This window comes from Photobacterium sp. OFAV2-7 (assembly GCF_022347985.1).
GTDB lineage: Bacteria > Pseudomonadota > Gammaproteobacteria > Enterobacterales > Vibrionaceae > Photobacterium.
Genome location: NZ_JAKRFQ010000001.1, coordinates 1 through 16,888, shown reverse-complemented (window position 1 = coordinate 16,888; position 16,888 = coordinate 1). Strand labels below are relative to the sequence as shown.

18 protein-coding genes are annotated in these 16,888 nt (G+C 51.3%); 16 read left to right on the top strand and 2 right to left on the bottom strand.

Annotated features, from left to right (window positions below; all coding sequences use genetic code 11):
* The first annotated feature begins 14 nt into the window (after positions 1-14).
* The 9 genes from mutL (at position 15) to MHN01_RS00050 (ending at position 9,582) form a co-directional block, all read left to right on the top strand.
* Positions 15-2,138 (top strand): DNA mismatch repair endonuclease MutL, encoded by a 2,124-nt coding sequence (gene mutL, locus MHN01_RS00090; protein WP_239409484.1) that lies wholly within the window; start codon positions 15-17, stop codon positions 2,136-2,138.
* A complete protein-coding gene (miaA, locus tag MHN01_RS00085; RefSeq protein WP_160657758.1) occupies positions 2,135-3,070 on the top strand; it encodes a tRNA (adenosine(37)-N6)-dimethylallyltransferase MiaA in 936 nt (311 codons plus the stop codon). Before mutL ends, miaA begins: the two co-directional genes overlap by 4 nt.
* Positions 3,071-3,155: 85 nt before the next feature.
* Positions 3,156-3,425, top strand: coding sequence for an RNA chaperone Hfq (hfq, locus tag MHN01_RS00080; protein ID WP_075767857.1), 270 nt, complete (start codon positions 3,156-3,158; stop codon positions 3,423-3,425).
* 28 nt (positions 3,426-3,453) lie between these two features.
* On the top strand, positions 3,454-4,743 hold the full coding sequence (gene hflX / locus MHN01_RS00075) for a ribosome rescue GTPase HflX (RefSeq protein ID WP_239409483.1): 1,290 nt from the start codon (positions 3,454-3,456) through the stop codon (positions 4,741-4,743).
* A gap of 56 nt (positions 4,744-4,799) precedes the next feature.
* Complete coding sequence (hflK, locus tag MHN01_RS00070) at positions 4,800-5,960, top strand: FtsH protease activity modulator HflK (protein ID WP_239409482.1); 1,161 nt, start codon at positions 4,800-4,802, stop codon at positions 5,958-5,960.
* A 2-nt stretch (positions 5,961-5,962) separates the two neighbouring features.
* Complete coding sequence (hflC, locus tag MHN01_RS00065; RefSeq protein ID WP_239409481.1) at positions 5,963-6,958, top strand: protease modulator HflC; 996 nt, start codon at positions 5,963-5,965, stop codon at positions 6,956-6,958.
* A 111-nt stretch (positions 6,959-7,069) separates the two neighbouring features.
* Entirely contained in the window at positions 7,070-7,264 is a 195-nt protein-coding gene (locus MHN01_RS00060; protein ID WP_075767861.1) for a DUF2065 domain-containing protein, read from the top strand.
* 122 nt (positions 7,265-7,386) lie between these two features.
* On the top strand, positions 7,387-8,703 hold the full coding sequence (locus tag MHN01_RS00055; protein WP_239409480.1) for an adenylosuccinate synthase: 1,317 nt from the start codon (positions 7,387-7,389) through the stop codon (positions 8,701-8,703).
* A 252-nt stretch (positions 8,704-8,955) separates the two neighbouring features.
* Positions 8,956-9,582: a tetratricopeptide repeat protein gene (locus MHN01_RS00050; protein WP_239409479.1), complete on the top strand. Its 627-nt coding sequence runs from the start codon at positions 8,956-8,958 to the stop codon at positions 9,580-9,582.
* 79 nt (positions 9,583-9,661) lie between these two features.
* On the opposite strand, the gene hmpA is transcribed toward MHN01_RS00050, so the two are convergent.
* Positions 9,662-10,846: an NO-inducible flavohemoprotein gene (gene hmpA, locus MHN01_RS00045; protein ID WP_239409478.1), complete on the bottom strand. Its 1,185-nt coding sequence runs from the start codon at positions 10,844-10,846 to the stop codon at positions 9,662-9,664.
* Between the two features lie 114 nt (positions 10,847-10,960).
* Between hmpA and nsrR the strand changes: the two genes are divergently transcribed.
* From nsrR to rplI, 7 genes are all read left to right on the top strand, one after another.
* Positions 10,961-11,392 carry a nitric oxide-sensing transcriptional repressor NsrR gene (gene nsrR / locus MHN01_RS00040; protein WP_160657774.1) on the top strand — a complete coding sequence of 144 codons (432 nt, stop codon included), beginning with the start codon at positions 10,961-10,963 and terminating at the stop codon, positions 11,390-11,392.
* A gap of 124 nt (positions 11,393-11,516) precedes the next feature.
* Positions 11,517-14,057: a ribonuclease R gene (gene rnr, locus MHN01_RS00035; protein ID WP_239409477.1), complete on the top strand. Its 2,541-nt coding sequence runs from the start codon at positions 11,517-11,519 to the stop codon at positions 14,055-14,057.
* 3 nt (positions 14,058-14,060) lie between these two features.
* Positions 14,061-14,801, top strand: a complete 741-nt coding sequence (rlmB, locus tag MHN01_RS00030) for a 23S rRNA (guanosine(2251)-2'-O)-methyltransferase RlmB (protein WP_239409476.1) — start codon at positions 14,061-14,063, stop codon at positions 14,799-14,801.
* Between the two features lie 227 nt (positions 14,802-15,028).
* On the top strand, positions 15,029-15,427 hold the full coding sequence (gene rpsF, locus MHN01_RS00025; RefSeq protein WP_075767867.1) for a 30S ribosomal protein S6: 399 nt from the start codon (positions 15,029-15,031) through the stop codon (positions 15,425-15,427).
* Positions 15,428-15,434: 7 nt separating this feature from the next.
* On the top strand, positions 15,435-15,737 hold the full coding sequence (priB, locus tag MHN01_RS00020) for a primosomal replication protein N (protein WP_075767868.1): 303 nt from the start codon (positions 15,435-15,437) through the stop codon (positions 15,735-15,737).
* 16 nt (positions 15,738-15,753) lie between these two features.
* Positions 15,754-15,981: a 30S ribosomal protein S18 gene (gene rpsR, locus MHN01_RS00015; RefSeq protein ID WP_002539422.1), complete on the top strand. Its 228-nt coding sequence runs from the start codon at positions 15,754-15,756 to the stop codon at positions 15,979-15,981.
* 37 nt (positions 15,982-16,018) lie between these two features.
* Positions 16,019-16,471 (top strand): 50S ribosomal protein L9, encoded by a 453-nt coding sequence (gene rplI / locus MHN01_RS00010; RefSeq protein ID WP_075767869.1) that lies wholly within the window; start codon positions 16,019-16,021, stop codon positions 16,469-16,471.
* Between the two features lie 95 nt (positions 16,472-16,566).
* Here the strand turns inward: rplI and MHN01_RS00005 are convergent.
* Positions 16,567-16,888, bottom strand: a 322-nt coding sequence (locus MHN01_RS00005) for a DUF481 domain-containing protein (protein ID WP_239409475.1), incomplete at its 5' end; no start/stop codon positions are given.

Genomic DNA, 16,888 nt, shown 5'->3' with positions numbered 1-16,888 from the left:
CCTAGAAGTGAATTATGCCGATTCAGATCTTGCCCGCCCGGCTGGCAAACCAGATTGCTGCAGGTGAAGTTGTTGAACGCCCTGCCTCGGTGGTCAAAGAGCTGGTAGAAAATAGCCTGGATGCCGGTGCCACCCGTATTGATATCGATATCGACAAGGGCGGCAGCCGGACTATCCGTATCCGCGATAACGGCAAAGGGATCCCGAAAGATGAACTTAGCCTGGCGCTCAGCCGCCATGCGACGTCAAAAATCACCTCGCTAGACGATCTTGAAGCCATTGTGAGCCTAGGCTTTCGTGGTGAAGCCCTGGCAAGTATCAGCTCGGTATCGCGATTGACCCTGACCTCCAAGACGGACGAGCAGGAAGAGGCATGGTCGGCCTATGCGGAAGGACGGGATATGGAGGTACAGCTGAAACCGGCAGCCCACCCGGTGGGGACCACGCTGGAAGTGCTGGATCTGTTCTTCAATACCCCGGCCCGGCGCAAGTTTCTGCGAACCGAAAAAACTGAATTCGGCCATATTGACGAATTGCTCAAGCGCATCGCACTTAGTCGGCTGGATGTCACGATCAACTTGCGCCATAACGGCAAAATGATCCGTCAATACCGTGCTGCCCAGACCCAGATACAAAAAGAGCGCCGTCTGGCGGCGGTGTGCGGTTCTAATTTTTTAAATCATGCACTGGCTGTCGAGCTGGAGCATGGTGACCTGAAACTGTCGGGGTGGATCTGCAGCCCGCAGGGAGCCAGGGCCCAGAACGATATTCAGTACTGCTATGTTAATGGCCGGATGATGAAGGACAAGCTCATCAACCATGCTATCCGTCAGGCCTACGAAACCAGTCTTGCCGCTGATCAGTATGCGGCTTATGTGCTGTTTATCGAGGTGGATCCGCATCAGGTGGATGTCAATGTCCATCCGGCGAAACATGAAGTGCGCTTCCATCAGGCCCGTTTGGTGCATGACTTTATCTGTCAGGGCCTGCAAAGTGCTCTGTTGCAAGGTTTGGAGCAAAGCGGGGAAGAGAGCAGCGAAGCGCTATATTCTCCGCCCCAGCGAGCCAGTGCGGCAGCCAATCTGGATGCCGAGCCGCCAGCCCATGGGGTTGCCGAGCCGTCGGCAGTGATGTCGGCAGTGGCACGTACACCTGATTACCCCAACAAGGCCCACTCGAGTGAGTGGTTACCTACCTCCGGCGAAAGGTCAACGGCCAACCGGGGAGCGGAGGCGCAGCCAGGCCATGGCCGCTACCGAGACTCAGGCGCGTCAAAAAGTGCGGGCTCATCGGGTACATCAGGGATGCAAAGAGGCCAGGGGCAGCAGCGCCAGTTTGGAAATGATGCCCCATCAAAACGAGAAGTCAGCGCTTACCAACAGCTAATGCAGACACCGGAACAGGCAGACTATACGCCGCCTTCACCGGTCTCTCCACCGGAGCCATCCGCTCCTTCTTCGCGGGGAAACCCAGTTGAATTCCGGCCAGAGCCAACGACGTATGCACAGGACTCTCGCTCTCCTGCCATGCCGTCGCCAGTTCGCCAAACCGCGATTGATGCGCAAAACGGGGTCGGTCTGGGCAAGGCGTTGTGTTTGACTCAGCAGCGCTACTTATTGCTGAGCCGGGATGACGGGGTATTTGTGCTCTCGCTGGATAACGCACAGCGCCTGCGTAGCAAGGGGCAGCTGCGATTGGCCCAAACGGAAGGGTTGAAACCGCAGCCATTGTTGATCCCGCACTCCGTGCCAGTTGAGCCAGGCATGATAGAATGTGCAGAACAGCATGCTCAGTTGCTCAAGCAACTGGGCATTCATCTAAAAGCCAAGGGCAAAAGCGGGCTGATCATTATGTCGGTCTGTATGCCGCTTAGGCAGCAAAACCTGCAACAGTTAATTCCGGCCCTGTTGGGATATCTGGCTTCGGTAGCCGATGACCCTGAGGCGCAAGGCTGGGATAAGCTGCTGGACTGGTTAGCATCACAGCTCGTGATTCCGACCGAAGGCTTTAGTCTGTCACAGGCAATACAGCTGGTGACGGATCTGGAGCAGCTCTGGGGCGATTCACTAGAACACTATTATCCAAACTTGTTGCGACCGGTGGATGTCGGCGCAGCAATAGAAGCATTTGATTTATGAGCAAGCCACTACCTCAAGCCATTTTTTTAATGGGCCCGACCGCATCGGGAAAAACAGATTTGGCCATTCGATTGCGCCAGCAGTTGCCGGTGGAGTTGATAAGTGTTGATTCAGCCCTTATCTATAAAGAAATGGATATCGGCACAGCCAAGCCAGATGCGCGGGAACTTTCTCTTGCACCCCACCGTCTGATCGATATTCGTGATCCAGCGCAAAGTTATTCAGCTGCAGACTTTCGCGCTGATGCACTGAAAGAAATGGCTGATATAGTTGCAGCAGGGAGAATTCCTCTATTGGTTGGTGGTACTATGTTGTACTACAAGGCATTATTGGAAGGCTTGTCGCCATTGCCGGCAGCGGATCCTGAGATCCGGGCTGAGATTGAGCGAGAAGCCGAAGAGAAAGGCTGGCAGGCATTGCACGAGGAACTGGTGCGGATAGATCCGGTATCGGGAGCCAGGATCCACCCTAATGATCCGCAGCGGCTCTCTCGGGCATTGGAAGTTTTCCGTATTTCGGGTAAAACTTTAACAGAGCTGACGAAAACCCAAGGTGAATCTTTACCATACAAGGTTCACCAATTTGCAATAACACCCAAGGATAGGGCTGTCCTACATCAGAGGATTGAGCAACGTTTTGACAAAATGATCGAAGCAGGTTTTGAACAGGAAGTTCGTGCTTTGTATGAGCGAGGTGATCTGCATCCAGATCTTCCATCGATACGTTGTGTGGGTTACCGACAGATGTGGGAATACTTGGACGGGAAGTGTGATTTGGACGAAGCGGTTTTCCGCGGAATCTGCGCAACCCGTCAATTGGCGAAGCGTCAAATTACCTGGCTTCGGAGCTGGAAAGATTTGACGTGGTTGGATAGCAGTGATGTGGATAAAGCGTTACAAACAGTCACAAACTCAGTTAGATGTGATGTTTGATTAACGTGTATACTCTCACTGTTTTGCGTATTTTTAATTTTGTTCGTTGCTAAATACAACTACAAACAAATAAGGAAAAGAAATAATGGCTAAGGGGCAATCTTTGCAAGACCCGTTTTTGAATGCGCTGCGTCGTGAAAGAATACCGGTCTCTATCTACCTGGTGAACGGCATCAAACTTCAGGGCCAGATTGAATCATTCGATCAGTTCGTGATCCTTCTTAAAAACACTGTTAACCAGATGGTGTACAAGCATGCGATCTCTACTGTGGTTCCGGCTCGTCCAGTGAACCACCATCATGCAGGCGACCGTCCGGCTCCTGCTGAGCGTTCTCAAGAAAAAACAGAAGAATAAGACTATTCTTCGATAAGGAGTTGATTGCTTGTTTGACCGTTATGAAGCCGGTGAGCAGGCTATTCTTGTTCATATCAACTTCACGCAAGAAGGGGAATGGGAAGACCTAAGTGAATGCGAAATGCTGGTCTCCTCTGCGGGAGTTAATACGCTACGTGTCGTCACAGGTAGTCGTAAAACTCCCCACCCTAAGTATTACGTGGGAGAAGGTAAAGCACAGGAAATTGCCGAAGCGGTTCGGGCTGAAGAAGCCGAGATCGTGATATTCAACCACTCCCTCTCTCCAGCGCAAGAGCGTAATTTGGAGCAGATTTGTAAATGCAGAGTATTAGACCGTACTGGTCTGATCCTGGATATTTTTGCCCAGCGTGCACGTACCCATGAGGGGAAACTGCAGGTTGAGCTTGCTCAGTTGCGTCATATCTCCACTCGACTGATCCGCGGTTGGACCCACCTTGAACGACAGAAGGGTGGTATCGGTTTGCGTGGTCCGGGTGAAACCCAGCTGGAAACGGATCGCCGTTTACTACGAGACCGTATCAAAACTATTTTACGTAGATTGGAAAAGGTATCGAAACAGCGCGATCAGGGGCGTAGAGCCAGAAATCGGGCTGAAATACCGACTATCTCGCTAGTGGGCTATACCAATGCGGGAAAATCAACGTTGTTTAACCGGGTTACAGATGCCGGGGTTTATGCTGCCGATCAGCTGTTTGCGACCCTGGATCCAACCTTGCGCAAGATAGACGTGGCCGATGTCGGGACATCGATTCTGGCTGATACGGTTGGGTTTATCCGTCACTTGCCTCATGACCTGGTGGCTGCATTTAAGGCAACACTGAAAGAAACCCAGGATGCAAGCTTGCTATTGCATGTGGTGGATGCCAGCGACGAGCGTTTCCGCGAAAACATTGATGCAGTAAATAACGTGCTCGATGAAATCGATGCCGGCGAAGTCCCTGTCCTGATTGTGATGAATAAGATCGACAATCTGGAAGGTGCCGAACCGCGTATCGAGCGAGACGAAGACGGGATCCCCCGTCGTGTTTGGGTCTCGGCGATTGAAGGGCAAGGCATTGACCTGTTGTTCGAGGCGCTGACTGAACGTTTGTCTGGCACCATGGTGAAACATACCTTGTGTTTGCCGCCACATCTGATTGGCCGCTATCGCAGTAAGTTTTACCAGTTGGGATGTATTTTGCACGAAGAATATGAGTCTGATGGTAGCCTGACGATTGATATTCGATTACCGCTGGCAGAGTGGTCTCGGTTACAAAAAAGAGAAAGTACTTCGTTAGATGACTTTATCGTTGCTTAATGGACTGCTAGAGTAAAAGAAAAACTGTCGTCATATCATATTGATGGAGTTCTATAATGGCGTGGAATGAGCCTGGTAACAACGGCGGCCGTGATAAAGACCCTTGGGGGAACAATAATCGCGGCGGTCGTGATCAAGGTCCACCGGATCTCGATGAGGTTTTCTCAAAACTAAGTCGTAAGTTCGGTGGCATTTTGGGGAATAAGAAAGGACCTTCGGCTGGTGGCAGTGCTGCCGGTCTTGGGGCAATTGCGGTATTAGCGACTGCGGTATGGGGATTCTCTGGTTTCTATACCATTGGTGAAGCAGAACGAGGCGTAGTGCTACGTTTCGGTAAGTTTTACGAGATGGTGGATCCGGGTCTGAACTGGAAGCCGACGTTTATCGACGAAGTTAAACCTGTCAACGTTCAGGCGATTCGTTCTCTGCGTAGCTCCGGTCTCATGCTGACCAAAGACGAAAACGTACTGAAAGTAGAAATGGATGTTCAGTACCGTGTATCTGATGCCAACAAGTACCTGTTTAGCGTAACCAATGCCGATGACAGTCTGCGTCAGGCGACTGATTCTGCACTGCGTGCGGTAATTGGTGACTCGACGATGGATGAAGCATTGACGACAGGTCGTCAGACAATTCGTGCCAATACCCAGGAAGCGATCGACAAAATTATCCAGACCTATGATATGGGTATTCTGGTTGTCGATGTGAACTTCCAGTCAGCGCGTCCGCCGGAAGCGGTGAAAGATGCGTTTGATGATGCGATTGCAGCGCGAGAAGATGAAGAGCGTTTCGTTCGTGAAGCCGAGGCCTACAGCAATGATATCTTGCCGAAAGCCACAGGTCGTGCGGAGCGTCTGAAGAAAGAAGCTGAAGGTTATTCTGAGAAGGCAATCAACGGTGCACTCGGTGAAGTGGCCCAGTTTGAGAAGCTACTCCCGGAGTACCAGGCTGCTCAGGAAGTTACTCGTAACCGTCTGTATCTGGAGACGATGGAGCGCGTATACGGCAATACCAGCAAGGTCATGGTGGATTCCAACTCCAGCGGCAACTTGCTCTACCTGCCGTTAGACAAGCTAATCAACCCGTCTGCGCAGGGCAGCACGCCTAAGAGCAACACATCAAGTGGTTCTTACGGTATTGAGCTTGAGAAAGTTGAAACAACAGCACCTGTATCTACCGCTCCGCGTGGCGATACTGGCCGTCAAGGGAGATATTAATTATGCGTAAGTTAATGATCCCAGTGATTGTCATCTTTATTGCTGCGTTGCTGATGTCGATGTTTATCGTACAGGAAGGCGAGCGCGGTATTGTGGTTCGGTTCGGCCGGATCCTGAAAGACAACAATACTGAAATTGCGCGCATTTACGAGCCGGGTCTGCACTTCAAGGTGCCGGTATTCGACCGCGTCCGTATGCTTGATGCCCGTATTCAGACTATGGATGATCAGGCTGACCGTTTCGTAACGTCAGAGAAAAAAGACGTGATCATCGATACCTATGTGAAATGGCGTATCGAAGATTTTGGTCAGTACTACCTGACAACCGGTGGTGGTGATGCATCAACTGCTGAAGCGCTATTGAAGCGTAAAGTGGTGGATAGCCTGCGTGCTGAAATCGGTTCGCGTGAGATCAAGCAGATTGTGTCTGGTCCGGATCGCGGTACTCAAACGGATAGCGCCGAGCAGAATGGCGACGAAGTGGCTCCTGCGACTGAGATTGTGGCCGAAGTTGCACCTCGTAAAGAGGTGGAAGGTCAGCGCGATCAGATCATGGCCAACGTATTGGCCGACATCAAAGTCAGTGCGATGAAAGACTTGGGTGTTGAGGTGGTTGACTTCCGTATGAAGAAAATCAATCTGCCGGATGAGATCAGTGAGTCAATCTACCGTCGTATGCGTGCAGAGCGTGAGTCAGTAGCACGTAAGCACCGTTCGCAAGGTCGTGAGAAGGCAGAGGTAATTCGCGCCCAGTCTGAACTGGAAGTGGCGAAAATCCTGGCTGATGCAGATCGTGAAGCCCGTGTTGTTCGCGGCTCGGCCGATGCAAGAACGGCAGAGATTTATTCTGAAGCGTTTAACAAGGATCCGGAGTTCTATAACTTCCTGCGTTCTTTGAAGGCCTACGAAAACAGCTTCAACTCGAAGAACGATATCCTGGTGGTTGATCCAAGTACTGACTTCTTCAAGTACATGAAAGAATCTAGCGGCACTAACTAAGCCGGTATAGATAAGCAGAAAGACAAGGCCTCGGCCTTGTCTTTTTTTTTGCCGTTATATCATAATCAGCGGCTCCCCGTTGGAGCAGTCTGCAACGTTAAGGTAGTGAGTATGAGTAAAGCAATTTGGTTGGCTTTGGGGTTAGTGTTGGTTTTTGAAGGACTTGGACCGTTATTGGCACCAAGAGGGTGGCGAGAGATGGTAAGTCAGTTGAGCCAGCAAAATGACAATACCCTGCGCCGGATCGGCGGCTGCCTGGTTGTTGCCGGCAGTGTGATTGCCTACATGATGTACACTAGTATGTAAATTGGTCTAGCATGCAACCGTGACAGTCTTCTTGCAGAAATACGCTTTATGGTTAAAAAATGACTGCAAGGCGCTCTTTAAGGTGCTAGAATCCCTTTTTAACTACTGATAGACGAAGAAAGATGGCAAATAATGTAGTCGTTCTTGGCACCCAATGGGGTGACGAAGGTAAGGGTAAGATCGTTGATCTTTTGACCGAAGATGCAAAGTATGTAGTACGCTACCAAGGTGGCCACAATGCAGGTCACACTCTTGTCATTGACGGTGAAAAAACTGTCCTTCACCTGATCCCATCAGGTATCCTGCGTGACAACGTTAAATGTATCATCGGTAACGGTGTTGTACTTTCTCCAGATGCTCTGATGAAAGAAATGGGCCCGCTAGAAGAGCGTGGTATTCCTGTTCGTGAACGTCTGTTCCTGTCAGAAGCTTGTCCGCTAATCCTTCCATACCACATCGCACTAGACCAGGCTCGTGAAATCGCTCGCGGTAAAAAAGCGATTGGTACAACAGGTCGTGGTATCGGTCCTGCTTACGAAGATAAAGTTGCTCGTCGCGGCCTACGTGTTGGCGATCTGTTCGACAAAGAAGCGTTTGCCGAGAAGCTTAAAGAAGTTATGGCTTACCACAACTTCCAGCTTGAGCATTACTACAATGCCGAGCCAGTAAGCTACGAAGAAGTGCTGGAAACTATCATGGGTCAGGCTGACGTACTGACTGCGATGGTTATCGATGTGACTAAAGAGCTTGACGATGCGCGTCTGCGTGGCGACAAGATCATGTTCGAAGGTGCACAAGGTACGCTGCTGGACATCGACCACGGTACTTACCCGTATGTAACCTCTTCTAACACAACTGCTGGTGGTGTTGCTGCAGGTTCTGGTTTTGGTCCTCGTCACCTGGGTTACATCCTGGGTATCGCGAAAGCATACTGCACACGTGTTGGTGCAGGTCCATTCCCGACTGAGCTATACGACGGTCAAGACAAGCAAGACCCAGTTGGTAAGCACCTAGGTGAAGTCGGTAACGAGTTTGGCGCAACGACAGGTCGTCTACGTCGTACTGGTTGGTTTGATGCGGTGGCTATGCGCCGTGCCATTCAGATCAACTCAATTTCAGGTTTCTGCCTAACTAAGCTAGACGTACTGGATGGCCTGAAAGAAATCAAAATCTGTACTGGCTACAAGACTAAAGCCGGCGAGCTCTTGGAAGTGTCTCCAATGGCGGCTGACGCTTACGAAGATCTAGAGCTAATCTACGAAACGATGCCTGGTTGGTCTGAAAACACATTTGGTGCTAAGTCACTGGATGCGCTTCCACAGGCGGCTCTTGATTACATCGCGCGTATCGAAGAGCTAACAGGTGTGCCAATCGATATTATCTCGACTGGTCCGGACCGTAACGAGACTATCATCAAGGTTCACCCATACGGTGAATAATCATCGCTTCTGATGATTGGATGGATAAAGACCAACCCCGAGGGGTTGGTTTTTTTATGCCTGAGGATTGGGGGAGCGGCGATACTCGTCTACTATGGATCTTGCTCCCATTATTAGCTGCTACCGGTTGCGTCAATTTTCCTACTGTGTAAAGAATTCAAGCGGCAAAAAATTGCCGTTTTTCTGATAAAGAGGTTAAAGTCTGACTGACTCTTGCCGATAAGGTATCTACGGTTCAACAGAGACTAGTAAATGAAACTGCAAGCCCTGCTTCTTTCCACATTGCTGACAGCGACACCCGCCTATGCATTAGAAGATGTAGGTGAGGCAGTGCCTGTGTATACCGAGTCAGACCTGATCCGTATGTTTGACTCCAACAGCCACCTTCAGCAGGTAAAAGCCGATGATTGTCAGCTGCTTCAGGATATTGAAGCCCGTGCAGTCCGGGTTGAATCTCCGGCTTACCAGTTCTTATATGGTGACATGCTGGCATGGGGGGTTTGCGTTGATCGTGATGTCGAGACGGGCATCTATTACATGCAGTCTGCAGCTCATCAGGGATCACCGGCAGCACTGGAGCAGTTGGGTCGCTACTATGCGACGGGAACGCTGGTTCAGCAAGATCGGGAGCGAGCGATTCCTTACTTGCGTGAAGCGGCATCCATGGGCAATGTCGATGCCCGCATCCAGTTGGCCGAGCTGCTGCTCAGCAATTACGGCAGCCCGCTGGATTTCGAGGATGCCTATCGCTGGCTCTATAACACGGTGACGGCTAGCCGCAAGACTCACAGTAAAATCACAAGTTTACGCCGTAGCCTGGAAAACCGCATGCCGGGCAATGTGATTGCCCGGGCGAAGCGTCGCGATACCTTCTGGTAGAATAGCGTTATCATGACGAACATATGAAAGAGAGGCCCTTGGGCCTCTCTTTTAGTATCCGCTCTTGTTCTGGCTTACTTTACAGCACTTTATGAGGACCGAAGCACTCGTAGTGAATACGATCTTCGCTGATCCCCATGTTGATCAACTGCTTACCGATATGCTGCATAAAGCCGACCGGTCCGCAGAAATAGTAATGCATCCCCGGTGTCGCCAGGCTGTCTTTAAGGCGTCCCAGATCCATCAGGCCCTGGTGCTGGTAGTCTTCTGTTGGACGGTCAGACGTAAGTGGTTCGCGATACCAGGTGTTGACAGAAATATGCTCGTGCTGGTCGGCGATGGTACGCACCTGCTCTTTGAAGGCATGCTGAGCACCGTTTTCGGCCGCGTGCAGCCAATGTACCTCGGCCTGATGGCCGGTGAGGGTTTCTAACATTGACAGGGTGGGTGTCAGGCCGACACCGGCTGAAATCAGGGCGACAGGCGTTGTCGGATCAACTTCCAGGAAAAAGTCTCCGGTGGGAGCGGCAAGTGCAACTTTGTCGCCGACTGAAAGGGTATCGTGCAGGTAGCCAGAGACCTTGCCGCCGTCTTCGCGCTTGACGGAGATACGGTAGCTGTCTTGGCGTGGTGCACTCGACAGGCTGTACTGGCGGATCTCCTGGTACTCGAAGTCGTCAGGCTTGAGGTAAATCCCCAGATATTGTCCCGGTTTGAAGGGAGCAACAGGGCCGCCATCGACCGGCTTGAAGGTGAAGCTGGTGATCACATCGCTTTCTTGGCGTTTGTCGACTACCTCAAATTGACGGGTACCGCGCCAGCCCCCGTTTTTGCTCTCGTTCTCCTGATAGATTTCTTCTTCTCGCTTGATGAAGACATCTGCCAGCACGCCGTAAGCTTCGCCCCAGGCATCCAACACTTCTTGTCCCGGCGAGAATAGCTCGTCGATGGTTGCTAGCAGATGGCCGCCGACAATGGCGTATTGCTCGGCAGTGATCATAAAGCTGGTGTGTTTGTGGGCAATTTTCTCGACGGCCGGCAGCAAAGCAGCCAGATTGTCGATGTTGTTCGCATAACCGCAAATGGCGTTGAACAAGGCTTCGCGCTGATCGCCGTTTCGCTGGTTGCTCATGTTGAAAATATCTTTCAGCTCAGGGTTATGGCTGAACATTCGCTGGTAGAAATGGGCCGTGAGCGACGGACCGGTTTGGGCAAGCAACGGAGCAGTTGCTTTCACTGTATCGATGGTTTTTTGACTTATCATGACTTATTTTACTTTCTCACATTAAAGTTATATTTATAATGCATCTTATAAGTTGTATCTGATCTGTATCTTTTAGTCAATAACCAGACTAAAATGGCGGCAGGAGGAGTTATTGTGCAGTTAACAAGTTTTACCGATTACGGCCTGCGGGCCCTGATATACTTGGCAACGTTACCGGAAGGTGAGCTGGCCAGTATCTCTAAAGTAACCGAAATATATAGCGTGTCACGCAACCATATGGTCAAAATCATCAATAGGTTGGGCCAACTGGGCTATGTCGAAACCGTTCGGGGCAAGAATGGCGGTATTCGCCTGGGTATGCCTGCGGACAAGATAGTTCTTGGCGATGTGGTGCGTGCGATTGAACCGTTGCAGATCGTCAATTGTAGTGAAGACTTTTGCCACATTACACCGGCATGTCGCCTGAAAGGGATCCTCGATTCCGCGAGACTGGCATTTTTGGCCGAGCTTGACAGACATACGCTGGCAAGCCTGATTTCGGATAACCCGCCACTGCGTGTATTGTTGGATCGCCCTGTCGCATAATCGTACAGCCAATCAATAACTTCTAAATTTTTTCAGTGGAGCAAAGAAATTGAACTTTGCTCCCGTCTGTTCACCTATGGCCCGGATATACTATGGTTATATCTTCGCCAATATGGATCTGCTTATGTCCAAAGGTACTACCGATTTACCGGTCGACCCTTTTCGCGATCGCGAAGCATCAAATTATGAAAACCCAATCCCAAGCCGTGAGATGCTCCTTGAAGTGATCCGCGGCTTTACTGCTCCTGTTAGCCGTGACCAGCTGTTTGCTGAGTTAAAGCTGGAAGGGGATGATCAGTATGAAGGCCTGCGTCGCCGTTTACGGGCGATGGAGCGTGACGGCCAGCTTATTTTTACCCGCCGTCAGTGTTATGCCCTGCCAGAGCGCCTTGATCTGATCAAAGGCCACGTTATTGGCCATCGTGACGGCTTCGGCTTTTTGCGCCCTGAAGGCACCAATGCCAAAGAAGAAGATCTGCTGCTACCGCATCACCAGATGCGCGGGGTGATCCACGGTGATTATATTCTTGCCCAGGTGGCAGGTACTGATAAGCGCGGTCGCCGCGAAGGCCGTGTAGTTCGTGTACTTCAGGAGTACTCCGGTCAGATCGTCGGTCGTTTCTTTATCGAAGACGGCATGGGCTATGTGGTGCCGGATGACTCCCGGATCTCCCAGGATATTGTGATCCCGAATGAGCACCGGATGGGTGCCCGCATGGGGAATGTCGTGGTGGTCGAGATCAACCAGCGGGCAACCCGTCAGTACAATGCTGTCGGTAAGGTCGTGGAAGTGCTGGGTGAGAACATGGCGCCGGGGATGGAGATTGAGATCGCCCTGCGTACCCACGATATTCCTAATGAGTGGCCGGGTGAAGTTGAAAAACAGATCCAGGGGCTATCGGAAGAAGTACCTGAAGAGGCCAAAAAAGGCCGGGTTGATCTGCGTGATCTGCCGTTGGTGACGATTGATGGCGAAGATGCTCGTGACTTTGATGATGCCGTTTACTGTGAGCGCAAGAAGTCTGGCGGTTGGCGTCTGTGGGTCGCAATTGCCGATGTCAGCCACTATGTTCGCCAGGGCTCGGCACTGGACAACGAGGCGGTCAAGCGCGGCAATTCGGTGTATTTCCCGTCCCAGGTGATCCCGATGTTGCCGGAAGTGCTGTCGAACGGCCTGTGTTCGTTGAACCCGCAGGTTGACCGTCTGTGTATGGTCTGCGAAATGACTATTTCGGCCAGTGGTAAGCTGTCAGGGTACAAGCATTATGAAGCGGTGATGAACTCCCACGCTCGTCTGACCTATACCAAGGTGAGTCATATGCTTGAGGGGGACGAGGAGCTGCGTGAGCGCTATGCACCGTTGGTTCCGCACCTTGAAGAGCTGTACAGCATGTACAAAGTGCTGAAGACCGAGCGCGAATCGCGCGGCGCGATTGAATTTGAAACGGTGGAAACCAAGTTCATTTTCAATGCGGATCGCAAGATTGACCGCATTGTACCGGCAGAGCGTAATGATGCGCACAAGATCATCGAAGAGTGTATGATCCTGGCTAACATCGCCTCGGCCCGTTTTGTCGAGAAAGCCAAAGAGCCGGCTCTGTACCGGGTGCATGATGCGCCGGGCGAGGAGCGCCTGATGGGGTTCCGTGATTTCCTCGGCGAGCTGAGCCTGAACCTGTCGGGAGGGCTGGAACCGTCGCCACGTGACTATGCCGAGCTGGCTTCGCTGATCCAGAATCGTCCGGACAAGGAGCTTATCCAGACCATGCTGTTGCGCTCGATGAAGCAGGCGGTATATCAGGCTGATAACATCGGCCACTTTGGTCTGGCCCTGAAGCAGTACGCACACTTTACCTCGCCAATCCGCCGTTATCCGGACCTTACCTTGCACCGTGCAATCAAATACCTGATTGCGAAGCAGGAAGGCAAGAATACCGATCGCTGGACACCGACTGGCGGCTACCATTATTCGTTTGATGATATGGACGTGCTGGGCGAGCAGTGCTCGATGACCGAGCGCCGGGCCGATGACGCAACCCGCGATGTGGCTGACTGGCTGAAGTGTGAATACATGCAGGATCATGTCGGCGACGAGTTTGACGGTGTGATAGCGAACGTGACGGGCTTCGGTTTCTTTGTTCGCCTCAATGAGCTGAACATTGACGGTTTGGTGCACATCTCCAACCTGGCCAATGACTACTACCAGTATGATGCGATCGGCCAGCGTCTGATTGGCGACAGTTCCGGCCAGGTCTACCGCCTGGGTGATACGGTGAAAGTGAAGGTTGCCTCGATTAATCTCAATGACCGTCAGATAGATTTCGACATTGTTGGCAGTACCCGCAAACAGCGTGGCGCCGGTAAAACGGCCAAGAACCGCGAGAAACAACAGCGGATGCGTAAGGCTGAAGGGCTGCAGCGCCAGAGCATGAAAGTCTACCGGGTGGAAGACGGCGAGGCGCAGCAGGAGCATCGTAGCAAGTCGAAAAAAGAGCGTAGCTCGATACGGCAGAAATTGAAGGCAGGCGCTATTCCGCGCTTCGAGGACGATAAGGCCCCTAAAGGTAAGGCGAAGGCTGACGATAAGAAGAAAGCCAAGAAGAAGTCGACCAAGAAACGCAAACAACGTGCAGGCAAGAAAGAACGCGCAGCGAAGAAGAAATAAGTAATGAGTAATCAAATAATTTTCGGCATCCATGCCGTGAAAGCCGTATTGGCTTCCGATCCGTCACGCTTTATCGAAGTGTTTGTGATGAAGGGGCGTCAGGACGATCGTCTGATGCCTGTGCTGAACGAACTGCAGATGCTGGGTATTACTATGCAGCAGGCGGGTCGTAAGGCGATGGATGACAAAGTCAAAGGTGCCTCCCATCAGGGCATCATTGCGCGCGTCAAACCGGGCAAACAGTACAACGAGAATGATCTCGACGATCTGCTGGCAGGCAAAGAGAACCCGTTGCTGTTGGTGCTGGACGGCGTGACCGACCCGCACAACCTGGGTGCCTGCCTGCGAAATGCAGACGCGGCTGGCGCCGTGGCAGTGATTGTGCCAAAAGATCGCTCGGCTCAGTTGAACGCAACAGCCAGCAAGGTAGCCTGCGGGGCGGCAGAAGTGGTGCCATTGGTACGGGTTACGAATCTGGCTCGCTCGCTGCGTGCACTGCAGGAGAAAGGTGTCTGGGTTGTCGGTACTGCCGGGGAAGCGACGCACGATATCTACCACAGCAAGCTGACAGGCCCGCTGGCGATTGTCATGGGCGCCGAGGGCGAGGGTATGCGCCGTCTGACCCGCGAGACTTGTGACGACCTGATAAAAATTCCGATGGCGGGTTCGGTGTCGAGCCTGAATGTCTCGGTGGCTACTGGTATCTGCCTGTTTGAAGCGGTTCGCCAGCGCCAGGACGGCTAGTCGTAGCAGCTAACGCGTAGCAACGCCTCGGACAAGATAGAGCAGAAGCGGATTATTGATAACGCTTCTGCTTTTTTTATTCCCGCCAAACCATAAAATTAGCTTGCTTAGATTGTCCATTCTCTGTACTATTCTGCCTCCAAATTCTCGGTTCTTTTTTTAGTTCCTTGCTTCTCCTGGATGACCGAGCCAAATAGAGAAGCTGATTAATCCGTAAGGAGCAACCAATGCGTCATTACGAAATCGTATTCATGGTGCACCCTGATCAGAGCGAGCAGGTTGCTGGCATGATCGAGCGTTACACTGCTGCTATCAAAGATTCTGGCGGTCAGATCCACCGTCTAGAAGATTGGGGTCGTCGTCAGATGGCTTACCCAATCAACAAACTGCACAAAGCACACTACGTTCTAATGAACGTTGAAGCTGAGCAGTCTGTTATTGACGAGCTGGAATCAACTTTCCGTTTCAACGATGCAGTGATCCGTAACATGATCATGCGTACTAAAGGCGCTATCACTGAGCCATCTCCAATGATGAAGGCTAAAGAAGAGCGTGCCCCACGTCGTGAAGAGCGTGCAGAGCAGCCAGCTCCAGCACAGTCTGAAGGCGAAGCAGCAGCTGAGTAATTTGTAAATGACCAATCGTCTGGAGTTATCTGGCGTTATCGCCAAAGACCCCAAACGAAGCAAGTCCCTGGCGGGAATTCCTCATTGTCACTTTGTGCTTGAGCATCGTTCCTACCAGCGGGAAGCTGATTTACCCCGTCAAGTGTACTGTTACATTAACGTGGTCGTCAGCGGGCAAGGTCAGCAAATACTCACTCAAGATTTAGCTGTCGGCAGTCACATTAAGGTAGGGGGCTTTGTCTCTTATCAAACCGGCCGGAATGGCATTGGTAAATTAGTGTTACATGCCGATCACATTGAAAAAATTTAGTTCAGGAGATAAGCCCATGGCACGTTTCTTCCGTCGTCGTAAATTCTGCCGTTTCACTGCAGAAGGCGTACAAGAGATTGACTACAAAGACGTAGCAACTCTAAAAAACTACATCACTGAAGCTGGTAAAATCGTACCAAGCCGTATTACTGGTACTCGCGCTAAATACCAGCGTCAGCTAGCTCGCGCTATCAAGCGTTCTCGTTACCTAGCACTTCTACCATACACTGACAAGCATCAGTAATCGGTAGCGGTTTAATTAAGTTTAAGAGGACAAGATAATGCAAGTTATTCTACTTGATAAAATCGGTAACCTAGGTGGCCTTGGCGATCAGGTTAACGTTAAAGCGGGTTTTGCTCGTAACTTCCTTATCCCACAGGGTAAAGCTGTTATGGCAACTAAAGCTAACGTTGAAATGTTTGAAGCTCGTCGTGCTGAGCTAGAAGCAAAAGTTGCTGAGCAACTATCTGCTGCTGAAGCACGTGCTGAAAAACTAAACGCTCTAGAAGCTGTAGAAATCGCTTCTAAAGCGGGTGACGAAGGTAAACTATTCGGCTCTATCGGTACTCGTGACATCGCTGATGCTGTAACTGCAGCTGGCGTTGAAGTAGTGAAGAGCGAAGTTCGTCTACCTGAAGGCGCACTACGTACTACTGGCGAATTCGAGATCAGCATCCAGCTGCACTCTGATGTATTCGCAACTATCAACCTAAACGTTGTTGCTGCAGAGTAATAGCTTTTAGTGTTGTTAGAAAAAACCAGCCTCCGGGCTGGTTTTTTTGTATCTGGAGTCTGACAAAATGCAGTGTTACCGGCAGGATGGCATTGCTAGATCTTGAACAGCAGGTTGATTGTCATCGTTGAGTCTCGTTTCTCCAGCCCGTCCGGTACCCAACTGTTGATCTTCTGGGTGTTGCTGAACTTGATGGCGATGTGGTCTGTGATAGAGCTGGTTAGGTCAATCTCGGTTTCCAGGGTGCTGTTACTGTTACCGGCCACACCGGTAAAGCGGGCATTGAACTCGACGGTCTTCGACGGTTTCCAGGTAAATTTGGTACTTCCCCGCAGGATCAGCTCATCGACTGTTTCCGGCACGATGATGTCATCATCGTCAATCTCATCAATATTCGGTTCCTGGTGGCGATAGCCC

Bases quoted from the DNA above. Each gene is read 5' to 3' on its own strand.
- mutL (WP_239409484.1), top strand. From the start codon at position 15: ATGCCGATTCAGATCTTGCCCGCCCGGCTGGCAAACCAGATTGCTGCA.
- miaA (WP_160657758.1), top strand. From the start codon at position 2,135: ATGAGCAAGCCACTACCTCAAGCCATTTTTTTAATGGGCCCGACCGCA.
- hfq (WP_075767857.1), top strand. From the start codon at position 3,156: ATGGCTAAGGGGCAATCTTTGCAAGACCCGTTTTTGAATGCGCTGCGT.
- hflK (WP_239409482.1), top strand. From the start codon at position 4,800: ATGGCGTGGAATGAGCCTGGTAACAACGGCGGCCGTGATAAAGACCCT.
- hflC (WP_239409481.1), top strand. From the start codon at position 5,963: ATGCGTAAGTTAATGATCCCAGTGATTGTCATCTTTATTGCTGCGTTG.
- MHN01_RS00060 (WP_075767861.1), top strand. From the start codon at position 7,070: ATGAGTAAAGCAATTTGGTTGGCTTTGGGGTTAGTGTTGGTTTTTGAA.
- MHN01_RS00055 (WP_239409480.1), top strand. From the start codon at position 7,387: ATGGCAAATAATGTAGTCGTTCTTGGCACCCAATGGGGTGACGAAGGT.
- MHN01_RS00050 (WP_239409479.1), top strand. From the start codon at position 8,956: ATGAAACTGCAAGCCCTGCTTCTTTCCACATTGCTGACAGCGACACCC.
- hmpA (WP_239409478.1), bottom strand. From the start codon at position 10,846: ATGATAAGTCAAAAAACCATCGATACAGTGAAAGCAACTGCTCCGTTG.
- rnr (WP_239409477.1), top strand. From the start codon at position 11,517: ATGTCCAAAGGTACTACCGATTTACCGGTCGACCCTTTTCGCGATCGC.
- rlmB (WP_239409476.1), top strand. From the start codon at position 14,061: ATGAGTAATCAAATAATTTTCGGCATCCATGCCGTGAAAGCCGTATTG.
- rpsF (WP_075767867.1), top strand. From the start codon at position 15,029: ATGCGTCATTACGAAATCGTATTCATGGTGCACCCTGATCAGAGCGAG.
- priB (WP_075767868.1), top strand. From the start codon at position 15,435: ATGACCAATCGTCTGGAGTTATCTGGCGTTATCGCCAAAGACCCCAAA.
- rpsR (WP_002539422.1), top strand. From the start codon at position 15,754: ATGGCACGTTTCTTCCGTCGTCGTAAATTCTGCCGTTTCACTGCAGAA.
- rplI (WP_075767869.1), top strand. From the start codon at position 16,019: ATGCAAGTTATTCTACTTGATAAAATCGGTAACCTAGGTGGCCTTGGC.